This is a genomic window from Micromonospora thermarum (genome assembly GCF_012034245.1).
GTDB classification, from domain to species: domain Bacteria; phylum Actinomycetota; class Actinomycetes; order Mycobacteriales; family Micromonosporaceae; genus Micromonospora; species Micromonospora thermarum.
The window spans coordinates 106,312-119,971 of record NZ_JAATEO010000006.1 but is presented as its reverse complement, the minus strand read 5'-3'; the positions used below and the strand labels follow the sequence as shown (position 1 = coordinate 119,971).

Below are 13,660 nucleotides of genomic sequence, written 5' to 3'. Positions count from 1 at the left end.
CAAGTGCCAGCTGCCAGCAGCGAGGCAGCGAGAAGCCAGCACGGCCGTAGTCCGTGGGAACCCGGAGTCCGGAGGCGCACCCGGAGTCGCCGCGGCGTCGGCCATCGCCGGATCATCGGCCGGGTGCGGTGAACCCCCTGCACCCGGCGCCACAGGCCCCGCTTTCGAGCCGCGTGTACGTCCCGCCGGGTCCGCTGGCGCGGTGATGCTCACCAGCCCGAACGGTCCTTGTTCGACCGTCGGCGCGCCGGCATGATGGGCAGGGACGGATGGAGTTGCGGTGAGCCAAGCCCATGCCATTGCCGCCCCGAGCGCCGCACCGCCCGCGGCGAAGACCGTTCCGACCACCGACCAGCGCCCGTCCGCGTCGCCTCGTCCGGTCGCCGGGTCGGAGTTCGGCCGGGTCGCGATCGAGCGGGCGTTCGCCGACCCGGCCCGGCCCGTCCACGGCGGGGTCCGCGCGTCCGTCGAGGCCGCGACCGGCGTGTCGCTGGCCGGCGTACGGGTGCACACCGGTCCGCACGTGCGGACGGCGGCCCGGGCCGCCCGCGCCGCCGCGTTCACCGTCGGGCGGGACATCGGGATCGCGGTCGGGCCGGGGCAGGCGGTCCCCGACGCGTTACTCACCCACGAGCTGATCCACGCCGCCCAGCAGTCCGGCGACGGGGATGCCGCACCCGACGACGCGGAGGCGCAGGCGCACCACGCCGCACGCGACCTCGACGCGCTCGGGCCGCTGCGCACCACCGGCACGGCGTACGTCGCGTTCGCGCCCGAGGACTGGCTGCACACGACCCCGGATGTTCGGCACTACGGGTTCACCGAGCTGGTGGACGAGCTGCGCGCCGTCGACGAATGGCTCAACCGGCAGATCGTGGGCTCGCAGGAGACCGACCGGATGATGGAGGCCAAGGAGGCCCTGCAGGCGGAACTCGCCCGCCGGCAGGCCGCCATCCGGGCCGCCGACCGGCCGCCACCGCGACGCCGTGGCCGCGGCCGGGCGGGGCAGACGCCCGCCCAGCCGGAGCTGCCCGAGCAGGCCGAGATGCCGCGCATCCTGCGGGAGCGGAACAGCAGACAGCTCACCGACCCGGCCGAGATCCGGGCCGAGGTGGACCTGATCACCGCCTGGTTGCAGCGCCCGGACCTGAGCCGGGACACCCGGTCGATCCTGCGGCAGGAGCTCGCCACGCTGGAGCCCGGCCTCGGCGCGGAACTCGGCCGGGCGAGCGCCCAGCGGCAGCAGCAGCGACTGGCCCGCGCCCTGTCCCCGGCGGCCGGCGCGGACCGGTCCGGCGTGCTCGCGAACATCCGGCTGATCGAGTCGATCCGGCCCTACCAGGAGCAGCCGGGCATGGCGTACGTCATGCACGACGGCGAGATGCTCGTCTTCCCGCAGGAACTCGCCGACCGGGTCCGCGCCGAGGTCACCGCCGCCCTGCAGGAGGCGGCGCGCCGGGCGCGCGACATGAACGACAGCACCGAGTACCGCATGCGCGAGCACATGCGACTGAACTATGAGGACCAGTACGTCGTCGGCTTCTTCGTCAGCGTGGTCAGCGGCGAGGAGCCGGTCGACGTCCAGCGGCGCATGCTCGACCCGATGGCGGACTCCAACATCGCGCTCAGCCGCTACCGCAACGCCCAGCAACGCGGCTCGCTGACCGAGATGGCGGACGCCGTCTTCACCGCCGTGGAGAAGGCCGACCAGGCGCAGACCGTCGTGCTCGAGGGCATCGACCGGGCGATCGCGGCGGCCGGTTCGATCGTCACCGGGCTGACCATCACCCGGAACCTGGCGTTCGCGGTGGCGCTGTCCATCGGCGCGATCCTCGCCGCCCCGGTGGTCGCGGCCGGCGTCGCCGGGACCGGCGCGACCGGCCTGCTCGCCACCGGCATGACCGCGGTGGGCACCGGGGCGGTCGTCGGGGGCGAGGGCTTCCTGCTCGGGTTCGCCGGTGGGGCGGGCGGTGAGCTGGCCGCCGGCCACGGTGGGGAGGCGGCGCTGCGGACCGGCCTGAGCGAGGGGCGACGGGTCGGCGAGCAGGGCTTCGCGATCGGCGTCGGCGGCGGGGCGAGCCTGGGGCTGGCCCGCAACCTCGGGGTGGGCGCGGCCGGGCTGACCCGCGGCGGGCAGTTGTGGCGCGGTGCGCTCGCCGGTGGCGGCGGCAACGCGATCGGCTCGATGACCGGCGCGGCGCTCAGCGACGTGCCGCAGGGCGAGAGTCGGGCCGGGTTCGTGCTGCGCTCCGGAGCCTGGGGCGCCGGGCTCGGCATGTTCGGCGGTGCGGCCGGCACCGGCTCCCAGTGGCTGACCAACCCGGCCGCCCGGTTCGGCGTCGGCGTGGGGCTGCCCAGCCTGGCCGGCGCCGGCGGGACGTACCTGCAGTCGGGGGGCGACTGGAGCCAGACGTTGCAGGCCGGCGCGTTGGGGCTCACCGTCGGCGGGCTCGCCGGCCGCCAGCCGACCACGGTCACCCCCACCCAGCAGCGCGCCTTCCAGCTCGGCCGGCAGTTCATGGGCGGCGTGCGGGCGTACGCGGGCGCGGCGATGATCGGCCTGGGCAACGTCGGGCCGTCGCTGCGGGTGGGCGAGTCCTCCGCCCCGACCACGATCACCGTGCGGGACATCGAGGGCGGGGTCGTCCAGCAGGGCCAGGCCGCGGCGCAGCAGCAGGCCCCGGTGCAGCAGGCCCCCGTCCAGCAACAGGCCCCGGCGCCGGTTCAGCAGCAGGCGCCCGCCCCGGCGCAGCAACCGCAGCAGGCGGTGACCATCCGGGTCTCCACCGGGGCGTTCATCCCCAACCCGGCCCGGCAGGTCGTCGACCCGTTCTCCGGCACGGTGCTCGGGCAGCGGTCCGCGTCGGCGCAGACGGCCCGCTCGCTGATCACCGGCATCCGGGCGGACGAGGGGGAGGCGGCGGCCTGGCGGCAGGCCCTCGCTCGCGGCGAGATCGGATTGCAGGGACCGACCGGCTCGAATGTGCCCGGCGGCGACTTCTACACCGCCGAGATCGACGCCAACGGCCAGGTGACTCTGATCGCGACCGACGTGAAGCTGTCCACCGTGGGCAGCTTCCCGACGCCGGCGACCACCATCAAGCCCACCTGGATGGCCGAGCTGCAGGCGGCCATCGCACCGGGTCGGCTCAACCTGGGCGACCCCGCGCTGGAGGCCGCGATCCGGGCCGCGTTCGCCGCCGGTCGGGTACGCATCCGCCAGCTCAACGCCGACTACTCGCCGACCGGCGGGGGCACCATCACCGGCTGGTGAGCCGGTTGACCAGGGGCAGACGAAAGGCGCCGACCTCGTCGGCGCCTTCTCATCCGCGCTGTCCAGCCATACGGGGTGTCGAACCCCTCATCCGTGACGCAAGGCCTCGGCTGCCCCTACCGCGGGTTGGCGCATGCCTGGACCTCCGAGAATATCCCCCTTGGTCAGGGTATGCAACGGTCCATGAGGAACGAGCCCGACTCGACGTGCACCCCGACGCCCAGCGGGTTGAGCACGTCACTGACGTAGCGCAGCGACACCCGCTGGGCAGCCCCCTCGTCGCGCAGCACCACGCCGGCCCGGAACGGGCCGGACGCGTCGAGGCCGCGCAGTTGCAGGAACGCGCCGAGCTGGCCGGTCACCCGCACCGCGTCGACCGGCGTGCCGTCGGTCTGGTCGCCCGTACGCTGCAACCGGGCATGGTTGTCCAGCATGGTCAGGCTGCTGAAGCTGCCCACGTAGAAGGCGTGCCGCTGGCGGCCCCAGAAGAACGGCACCGCGCAGGACACCGTGTTGTTGCCGATCACCACCTGGCCGAGCACCCGCCGGCCCCCGCCGGCCGCCCGCAGCGCCACGTGGACGCCCTGCAGCGCCCCGGTCACCTCGTTGCCCTCGACCCGGACCAGGTTCGCCCGGTCGCCGGCCACCACGATGCCCTGCCCGACCGCCCGGGTGTCCTTCAGCGCCGCCGCGAGGAACCGGGCGCTGACCGAGCCGACCGCCGCCTGGTGCGGTTCGGTGGCGCTGGCCGTGACGAACCGCGCGAGCCCCTGGTGCAGCGAGGCAGCGGACGTCAGCCGCCGGGCCGAGGTGGCCTTCGCCCAGTCGGCGGCCACCCGGCGCAGCGCGGCCTGGCCGCCCATCCGTACCGTGCGCTCGTCGGCCAGCTTGACCGCCGCGCCGCCGCCAGCCGCCGGGTCGACGGCCAGGTGGCCGGCGACGAACCGGCCCAGCTCGCGGGCCACCAGGCGGGTCATCGCCACGGTCGCCTTGCCGGCCGACAGCACGACGGTGTTGTCCACCACCGTGCTCTCGGTCGCCGACGCGACGATGACGCCCGCCTGGTGGTCGCCGATCTCCAACCGGTTGCCCCGCACCTCCACCACGCCGGGACGCCTGCCCTCCGGGTCGGGCGCCGCGTAGATGCCCGACTGCGCCCGTCCGGACGAGTCCGGGCACCACACCTCGCAGTCGCGCACCCGCACCCCGTCGCAGCCCAGGAACGTCAACGCGCCGAGCAGGTGCTCCTCGCCGGGCGGGGTGCCGGGGGCCCGGCCGGACTCCACCCGCAGGCGGGTGACCTCGATGTCCGGGCAGCGGGTCGCGACCAGCACCGCCTCGTGCTTCTCGCCGACCAGCACGGTGGCCGGTCCGACCCCGGTGATCACCACCCGCTGCTTGCCCTTGACGGTCAGCGGGGCGGCGACCCGGAACGTGCCGGCGGCCAGGCACAGCTCGCCGCCGGTGGCGGGCAACGCGTCCAGGGCGGCCTGCAGGTCGTCACCCGGGAACGCGGTCACCGTGCAGGTCCCGCCGCGCAGGCCGGTCAGCGGCGGGAAGGTCGGCCGGCAGTCGGTGAGCACCGTCTTGTTCGTCAGGTCCACCACGGCCAGCGGCGCGGCGGTGTGCACGACGCCGTCGGGCGGGGCGTTGGTCAGTGTCTCCACCGCGTCCGCGGCGCTGCCGCGTACCCGCACCCCCCACCAGTCGCCGACCTGGTACGCGCCGGGGCGGGCGGTGAACGCGATGCCGACGTCGGCCCCGCCGAGGGTCAGCGGGACCGCGGTTGCCGCGCCGACGACCTGCCCGTCCCAGCGCCGCAGGCAGGTGCCCGGCGGGTCGCCGGCCAGCGGGCTGGCCGTGCCGAGGGTGACCGTGTCGCCGCCGGCCGACGGCGCCACCGCCGCCACGGTGAACAGCGCGCCGTGGTCGCGCCGGTCGGCCCGCCGCCCCAGCGTCGACACCTCGACCAGGTCGCCGGGGGCGAACGTCACGGCGGGCGACGGGGCGAGGTCCACCGCCGTGCCGGCCACCTTCGCCGCCACCGCGTCGCTGCCGTTCGCGTACGACCAGGCGAACCGGGCCGTCTTCTCCGTGCCCGCGTCGAGCACCTCGATGCGCAGCAGCCCGTCGGGCAGCTTGCTGCGCGGGTCGTCCGGGGGCGCGCACGGGTCCGGCGACACCGGCGCGGCGGTCCGCGAGACGTCCAGTCGCCCGGTCGACACCGGTGCGGGCAGGCCGGCGGCCGAGCACGTGGCGGACGTCGTGGGGGCGACCCGCACCCGCCAGCCCACCCGGGTGCGGGTGGTGGTGTCCACCCCGGCGAGGGCCGGGTCGAGCAGGCTCGGGTCCTCCGCCGCCTGCACCTCCTCGACGAACGCGTCGAGGTAGACGTTCACCAGGCCGGACGCGGGCAGCGCGGCGATCTCCGGCTGTGCCGCGTACGCCAGGTCGGTGGGGTTGCGGGCGAGCAGCCCGCCGATCCACATCGTCCCGGCGCGGACCGTCAACGCCCCGCCCACGAACTCCGCCTTGAAGGCGGTGCTGCCGACCGGCACGCCGGCCGGGCCGATCGCGTCGTGGGCGAGCTGCCGGGCGTCCCGGGCGGGGCCGCCGACGACCAGGTTCCAGTCGGTGTCGAGCAGCACCCGGCCCTGCTGCATGAGCGCCGCGGTCCACCGGTCGGTGGCGCGCAACGGGACGCTGGTGACGTCTCCGGTCATGTCATTCCTCCGGGTGCGCGACGCTCAGGTGCGGATGCACGGTCAACGGGGTCATCTCGGGCAGGCGCTGCGCCAGCCGGACGGCCACTGGCCCGCGACGGGCGTGGTGGTAGGCGCCGATCTCGCCGCCGTCGCTCGCGCCGGTGAGCAGTGCCGGCGTCGGGCGGGCCGACGGGGCGTCGACCACGGGCGCGTAGTAGCCGGCCGAGTCGAAGCCGATCCCGCCGAAGCGCGGCAACGGCCCGGTCAGGCAGTGGTACGCGGGCGGGTGAGCCTGCGGCGAGTCGTGCTCGCCCAGGTGGCAGTAGCGCACGCAGCCGGTGGACGTGACGGTGGTGCGCAGCCCGCCGGTGAACAGGCAGTCGGTCACCCACACCTCGTCGGCCCCGACCGGCCCGACGAAGGTGACCCCGGTTGCCACGAGGTCGGGTGGGAACCGGTCGGCGGCGGCGACCGCGGCGCGGGTCGGGTCGCCGCCCGGATCGCCGCCGCACGGCATCAGCGCCGCGCCCCGCCCGTCGACGACGCAGTCGGTCAGCTGGACCGGGTACGCGGACAGGTCGGCGCGGATCGGGCCGAGCAGGCAGCGCGTCGCGGTCAGCCGGACCGTCCACGCGGTCGGATCCACGTCGATCCCGTGCCCGGACGTCGGGTCGCCGGTCATCCCGATCAGGTCGACGCCGGCGAGCTGCGCGCCGATCCGCAGCGCGCCCGCGAGGAGAAACCCGGAGAGTTCGATCTGCACGTCGGTCAGCTGCAGGGACAGGTCCCCGGTGACCACCGGGGTGCAGCCGGTCGGGGCGACGACCCGCCACCGGGTCAGCGTCGGGGCGCCGGTCACCGGCGCGGCCGGCGCGGCGAGTCGGTCGCTGGTGAGCAGGCGGATCTCCACCTGCGGGGCGTCCGGCTCGCTGGGACTGCTGGTCGCCGCGGTGGCGGCGGCGAACGCCGCGGTCAGGGTGGGCACGACGATCTGCCCGGCCGGGTGCGGGCCCGACGCCGGATCGACCACGATCACCACGCCCGCGTCGTCGCGGGTCTCGGCGGTGCTCGCCACCGCGCCGAGCCGGCCCGGGACGGCCCGGTAGAAGGTGGCGCGGAGCGTGCCCGTCACGTCCCCGGCCGGCTTCACCACCCCCCGGTACGGGTCGACCAGCACCGTCCCCGCCGGGGCGGCGGGGGACCCGGCGGGCGGCAGGGCGGTCAGCCCGATCTTCGCCCAGGGCAGCGGCGCGCCGTCCACGGTCAACTCCAGCAGCGCCGGCCCGTCGCCGGTGAGGGGATGGTCGGCCGCAAGCGTCCACACCGGCCCGTAGCTCACGTCGCCGAGCGCGTCGATCAGCCGCCACGTGGCCCGTACCGGAAGCTCGCCCGGCGTGCGCGGACGGCGCGGCACGGGCGGCTCGCCGGGTGGTCGCTCGTCCTCGGCGTCGCTGGCGATCTCCAGCGGTCGCGGCCGCAGGTACAGCGGTGCACTCCCGCCGAGCGGGTGCAGCGCGAACCGGCCGCCCCCCAGTGGCGCCACCTGGACCTGTTCGTAGCCCAGCACCTGCCACGGGAACACCTGCACGGTCGCCGCCGCCGGGTGGTACGACCCGCCCGGCGTGACCGACCGCCGCGCGGGGTCGAGCCCGGTGCCCGCCAGCAGGTGCTCGCCGTTGCGCAGGTCCAGCGAGGCGGTACGCCGGACCGGGTGCCGCAGCTGCTGGCACCACACCGTCGCCGCCCAGCCCTCGCGTACCCGTGCCGACCAGCCCGTGACGACCTCGGCGAAGTCCTCCAGGGCGGCCGGGGTCCCCTTGCGCCGGCGCAGCGCGGTCGCGTACGCGATCTCGCGCCGGTCGGCGTCGGGCGGCAGCCCCAGCAGCGCGCCCAGGTACGGCAGCGCCCAGTCCGCGGCGCTGTCCGGGAAGGCGTCGTCGAGCACCCGGTCGACGTCCGCCGCGAGCAGCAGCCACTGTTCCTCCAGCGCCACCAGCAGCGCGAGCAGCGGCGGTGTGTCGGCGCCGGCCGGCCCGGCGTTCAGCAGGGCCGGCGGCACCATACGCAGGAAGCGTTCGCTCATTGGACCGTCACCGCCGTCACGCTCAGCAGTTCGTACCGTTCGGCCGGCGTCCGGCCGATCGCGGCCTCGGCGGCGGACGGCGCGCGGACGCCCGAGCTGACCGACAGCGCGACCACGCCGACGACCCCGGTGACCGCCTGCGCCACGGCCAGCACGTCGCTCGCGTCGACCGGCACGCCGAGGTCGCGCGGTCGGGGCGCGAGTGGGCCGGCCGGGTCGAGCAGCGCCGCGCCGACCGCCTCCCGTACCGTCACCGGGTCCCGGCGCGGGTCGGCGGTCACCGTCAGCGTGGCGGTCAGCGCGCTCGGCACGCCCGCGCACACGCACAGGCCCACCGAGGTGTCCCGCCGGGCGTCCAGGTAGCCGGCGAGCGAGGCCAGCTCGGCGGGGAGCGGTGCGCGTACCCCCGTGTCGCCGAACCGGAGCGACGCCACATGCGGGCCGCTGCCGCCGCAGGGGCAGCCCACCGGGCCCGCGCCCCGCCACGCCACGCTGTGGCTCGTCCCTGGCACGCCGAGCGCCAGGTCGGCCAGATCGTCCAGCGACACCGCGCGGTCCAGCGCGCGGACCCGGGCCGCGGCGGCCCGCCGCATCCGCAGCGAGTCCTCCTGGTCCGCGGCGCCGGTGGTACGGCCCACTCCGGCGATCTTGCGGACGCCCCGCACGCTGCCGAGCAACGTGTCGATCTGCGTCGCGTCCAGCTCACCGACCAGGCCGCCGCCGATCCGCCAGGTCGCGGTGACCTCGCCGCGTACCGCCTCGGCGCCGAAGCGGACCACGAGGCGGCCGTCGGCGGCGAGTCGGGTGGTGAACACCGGTGCGGTCGGGTCCCGCCCGTACAGGCTGTCGACCTCGTCGAAGGCCACCCCGCCGACCCGGAGGGTGAGACTGTCGGTGACCCGGCCCGACTGGTCGACGTCGGCGGTGACCGGGCCGGGGACGACGGTGCCGCCGTCGGCCACCGTCAGCGGTCCGCGGCGCGTCTCGCCGTGCCGGACGGGGACGAGGTTGGCGGTCGCCGGGGCCTTCGCGGCCGTCCCGGTGAGCCCGGAGCCGAGGACGAGCAGCATGCCCCCTACGTCGTCGGTGGTGTCGCCGGCGTCCCGTGAGCAGTCCGCCAGCTCCCAGCCGGTGGTGGTCTGCACGGCGATCCGGGTGGGCGCCTCGGCGGGGCGGGGGTGCACCCGCAGCCGGGTTCCGCCGGGGGCCAGCGGCGGCAGCTCGTGGTGCTGGGCGACTACCCGGTGGTCGACGAGCAGGATCTCGATGTCGTCGTCCCGCTGGGCCGGCGGCAGCGGGTCGGTCAGCTCGATCCGGCCGACGTGGTGCTTCGTCCCCGGGGCGACCGACCAGTCCACGCCGCTGACCGACTTGACCGTCGTGACGAACGCGCCGTACGCGTTCGAGACGAGGATGTTCATACCCGGGCTCGCCGCGCTCGCGTCGGTCACCAGCAGGTGGCCGGAGCCGACCGCCGCGGCCTCGCCCGGGTAGCTGACGGCGGCCGTGGCGGCGGCGCCGGAGGAGTTCACGTAGGACAGCTTGCTGAGCCGGTGCGCCAGCGACAGTTTCGCGCGTACCCGGTAGGCGGCGTAGGTGGTGCCGCTGGCCGGGGCCAGCAGCCCGGCGAGCTCCCGGTCGGTGGTGACCAGGAAGGCGCCCAGGTCGTCGGACTTCTTCGTCACCGTCACCACGGCGCGCAGCGTCAGGTTGCTGGCGAACAGGGTGTAGACGATCGACATCCAGCCGAGCCAGCCCCACCAGGTCGACGGCATCGGCACGTACCCCGAGGGTTTCTCGGCGACCAGCGCCACCCGGTCCCCGGCCCCGAAGCCGGGATCGGTGAGCAGCCGCAGCGCGCGGCCCGGTGGCGGCTGCGGAGCCGGCACGGCGGTGACGGTGAGGTCGGCCCAGTCGGCGCGCAGCTGCGTGTCGGTGACCACCTCGAAGGTCTGCGCGGCCCGGGTGGGCGTGCCCGGCGCCTGCACCCGGGTGCCGGCCGGGACGAGCGGACTGGCCCCGGTGTCCGTCGTGCAGCGGATCCAGCCGCGCGCCGCGGCCCGCTGCGTCGGCCGGTGGCCGAGCAGGTCGATGGTCCGGCGCAGGTCTGTCCAGTCCTGCGCGGTGCCCAGGTACCGCTCGCCGGCGGTGAGTTCGGTGTACGCGGCGACCGAGTCGGCCACCCGCGACCACAGCTCGGCGGCGGTGACGACCGCCGGGTCGCCCGCCACGTCCAGCCGCGCGCCCAGCGGTCCCGCCCCGCCCGGCCCGGTCACCCCGGCGATCCCGGCGAGCAGCCCGTCGCGGAAGTCGTACCGGTCGGCGAGCCGGCGGCGCAGCCGGGGCAGCCCCGGCGGCGGGTCGGGCCGGGGCGTCAGCTCACGGGGCTCCGGGGCGCTCATCGGCCACCCTCCACGGTCAGCTCGATCCGGCCCCGGTCCGGCGCGGCGGCGTCGTCGTCGCAGACCGCGATCTCGTCCGGCCCGACCACCAGCACCTCGTGGTACGTCCCGGCCGGCTCGGACAGCCGGCGCGCCTCCGTCACCCGCACCGCGTCCACTCCGGGCACCCCGGCGACGGCCGCGACGACCGTCGACACGTACACCGAGGTGCCGAGCGGGTGAGCGGCGGGCGAGAAGACCGCCCCCGGCCGGCCCGGCCGCAGCGCCGCCAGGATCCGTAGCCGGGCCAGCGCGGGATCGGTCCCCGGGGTCAGGCACACCGTCACCGCGACGAGCAGGCCCACCGGGGTCGCCGGCAGGGTGACCACCTCGGTACCGACCATCCGCACCGCGTCCATCACCTCGGCCACCGCCGCGTGGACCGACGGGTCGTCCAGGTCGGTCCCCGCCTCCACGGCCACCAGGCCGACCGGCCAGGACCCCGACCACGACCGGCGCGCCGCGGCCCGGGCCACTCCAGGGATCTGCGTCGCGAACGGCGGCAGGTCGCTCACCAGCACCGCCCGCCGGGGCACCGCCGCGTACGCCTGCGGAGCGTCCCGGCGTACGTCGTCGAGCGGTACGGCGGCGGTGCCACCCACCCCCGGCGTGAGGTTGCGCGCGGTGACCCTCGCGTCGGCCTCCGCCCAGACGCACGGCTGCCCGGCCGGTGAGGTGGTCCGCACCAGCCGCGTCAACGTGTTCGCCGCGATCAGCCCGCCCGGGCCGGCGCCGACCTCGTAGCGCACGGTCACCGTCGACCGGGCCGGCGGCACCACGCCCAGCACGCCGGTGCGGAACCGCAACCGGGGCGGGTGGTCGTCGTCGTGGTCGACCACGACGCTGAACCCCTCCGCCGTCGCTCGCAGCAGGCTCGTCACGCGGGTCGCCCCGACGGTGACGCCGCTGGGCAGCGCGACCCGGGTGGCCAGCCGCCACGGCCGGCCGCCGGGCGCGCAGGACAGTCCCGCCGTCGCGGCGCGGACGAGCAGGTAGTCGGCGACCTGCTCCCGGGCCGGGTCGGGTCGGCCGCCGGTGAGCGGGTCGAGCGGCGCGATCGCCGCCGGACCGTCGACCAGCAGACCGTGGTGGGCGGGCAGGACGCCGAGCCGGGCCACGCCGACGCGGGGGGTGCCGCCGGAGTGGTCCACGCTGACCGGCACCGGCCGGGTCAGCGCGTCGGCGGCGTCCCAGAACACCCGCACCAGCGGCAGCCCGGGGGAGAGCGGGTCGGTCATCTCGACCGCGTGGGTCACCCGGACCACCTGCGCCGGGTACGAGGCGAGGGGGAGGCGGATCTGCTCGCCGCCGCCGTCGTCCGGCGGCCAGTTGGTGACCCGCCGCGCCCAGTCCTGCTGCGCGCCGGCCGGCCCGGGGGCGACCACCTCGAAGGCGAGCAGCGAGCCCACCGGCAGCCAGGTCGCCAGCGGTGCGCCGTCGGCCGGGCGGGGGCGGACCAGCACCGCGCTGGTCGCGCCGGCGGTCAGCACCGCGTCCGCCTCGGTCCAGTCGTAGAGCGGCACCTCGGCGTGCGAGGCGAAGACGGTGACCGGCGCGTCGGTCTCCACCGTGAAGTGCGCGGCGTCGGGCGACCGGTCCGGGTCGCCGACTGCGTCGGTCGCGGTGTCTCCCGGCTGCACGACGAAGCTGCTGTCGGTCGGTCCGGCGTTCGGGTGGGCCCGCCGCACCTGCACGAACGTGGCGGCGCTGATCGCGGGCGGCACCGGGTGGTCGACCAGGCGGGCGTGCCGGGTGACGCTGGCGCGGCGGCGGGCGGTGCCGAGCCAGGTCTCGGTGGCGATCCGGTCCAGGCGGTAGTGCAGCAGGTCGCCGAGGTGCGCCATGAGTTCGAGCAGGGTGACCGTGACGTCGGCGGGAGAGTGGTCGGAGTTCGGCGCGAGGACGTCCAGCCGTTCCAGGAGCATCGCCCGCAGCCCGGCGTAGTCGCGGGCCAGGGTGTCGTAGTCGGGCGGGGTGAGCGGGGCGGGCTGCTCCGGGATCCGCACGCAGTCCGGCACGTCGCCACACTCCGGGCGGAGCCGTACCGGCACGTGCCGGCGCAGCGGGTCGACCTGGAGCCCGAGCCCGGCCAGGCCCGCCGGGTCGACGCCCAGCCGGTACGGGGCGCGTCCGGGCAGCGCCGCGCCCACCGCCTGCACGGGCAGGTCGAGGTGCGCGGGGACCGGGTTCCCGTCCGGGTCGGTGGTCGCCGCGACGACCGTCCCCGGCCCGGTGACGGTGACCGCCGGGCGGCCCTGGAACGTCCACAGCTCGGCGGCGGTCAGCCCGGCCGGCGGGTCGTCGTAGAGCCAGACCGAGACGGTGCGGGTGGTTCCCGAGCCGGTCGCGCTGGCCGCGCGCAGCCCGATGACGCTGCCCCCGGCGAACAGCGCCTCCGGCCGGCGCAGCGGACTGGCCTGCGGCTGCACCGGCTCGGTGTAGGCGTCGAACGTGGTCATAGCGCCGCCGCCGGCAGGGTGAGGGTGACCGTCCGGGTCTCGCCCGCCGGCCGGGGGCGGTAGACCACCTGCGCGGACACCGTCGAGTCAGCGACGGTCACGGTCACGTCCACGACGTCGAGGCGGTCGCCGAGCGCGTCCGTGAGGCTGCCCCGGGCCCGGGCCCGCACGGTGCCGGCCAGGTCCGGGGAGAGCGGCTGGAACAGCGTCGACGGGCCCAGCCCGGCGCCGAATCCCGGCCGGTGCAGCCGCTCGTTCGGCCCGGTGAGCAGGACCAGGCGGACGAGGTCGTCCAGGTGCTCCAGCGCGGACCGGGTGGCCAGCCGGCGTCCGGCGCCGACGGCCCAGGGTTGGGCGGCGAAACGCTTCACGTGCCCTCCACCTTCGACTGGTTCGACCTGATCTGGAGCGTTCCCTGCGGCGCGGACGCCGCGCTCAGGCACAGCCCCACGCTGGTGTCGAGCAGCACCGGGTCGCCGGCCGTGACCCGGATGGCCGGCGACTGCCACCGCACGGTCGTGCACGGGCTGGCGACGGTGCCGACCATGAACGGGCAGCCGGCGATCGTCGTGCTGTCGGAGACCACGAGCACCGGGGCACCGTCGGCCAGCACCCGGTCCTGGCTCGCCGTGAAGCTCGCCGACCCGCCGTGCGGGCAGGTCGCCACGGTGGCGGTGGTGAGCAGGTAGCCGGGCACG

The 13,660-nt window shown here is 76.3% G+C and carries 7 protein-coding genes; 1 reads left to right on the top strand and 6 read right to left on the bottom strand.

Features of this window, described 5'->3' with window-relative positions; all coding sequences use genetic code 11:
* Positions 1–280: 280 nt before the first annotated feature.
* Positions 281–3,274 (top strand): eCIS core domain-containing protein, encoded by a 2,994-nt coding sequence (locus HCJ94_RS29565; RefSeq protein ID WP_205800881.1) that lies wholly within the window; start codon positions 281–283, stop codon positions 3,272–3,274.
* Between the two features lie 164 nt (positions 3,275–3,438).
* Here the strand turns inward: HCJ94_RS29565 and HCJ94_RS07880 are convergent, their stop codons facing one another.
* The 6 genes from HCJ94_RS07880 to HCJ94_RS07855 are packed head-to-tail and all read right to left on the bottom strand — an operon-like array spanning position 3,439 to position 13,659.
* On the bottom strand, positions 3,439–5,997 hold the full coding sequence (locus HCJ94_RS07880) for a DUF6519 domain-containing protein (RefSeq protein ID WP_168000303.1): 2,559 nt from the start codon (positions 5,995–5,997) through the stop codon (positions 3,439–3,441).
* A 1-nt stretch (position 5,998) separates the two neighbouring features.
* Positions 5,999–8,062 carry a phage tail protein gene (locus tag HCJ94_RS07875; protein ID WP_168000302.1) on the bottom strand — a complete coding sequence of 688 codons (2,064 nt, stop codon included), beginning with the start codon at positions 8,060–8,062 and terminating at the stop codon, positions 5,999–6,001.
* Positions 8,059–10,464 carry a baseplate J/gp47 family protein gene (locus HCJ94_RS07870; RefSeq protein WP_168000301.1) on the bottom strand — a complete coding sequence of 802 codons (2,406 nt, stop codon included), beginning with the start codon at positions 10,462–10,464 and terminating at the stop codon, positions 8,059–8,061. Before HCJ94_RS07870 ends, HCJ94_RS07875 begins: the two co-directional genes overlap by 4 nt.
* Positions 10,461–12,962: a baseplate J/gp47 family protein gene (locus HCJ94_RS07865; protein WP_168000300.1), complete on the bottom strand. Its 2,502-nt coding sequence runs from the start codon at positions 12,960–12,962 to the stop codon at positions 10,461–10,463. Before HCJ94_RS07865 ends, HCJ94_RS07870 begins: the two co-directional genes overlap by 4 nt.
* Complete coding sequence (locus HCJ94_RS07860) at positions 12,959–13,333, bottom strand: hypothetical protein (protein ID WP_168000299.1); 375 nt, start codon at positions 13,331–13,333, stop codon at positions 12,959–12,961. Before HCJ94_RS07860 ends, HCJ94_RS07865 begins: the two co-directional genes overlap by 4 nt.
* Complete coding sequence (locus HCJ94_RS07855) at positions 13,330–13,659, bottom strand: hypothetical protein (RefSeq protein WP_205800880.1); 330 nt, start codon at positions 13,657–13,659, stop codon at positions 13,330–13,332. Before HCJ94_RS07855 ends, HCJ94_RS07860 begins: the two co-directional genes overlap by 4 nt.
* Position 13,660: the final 1 nt, after the last annotated feature.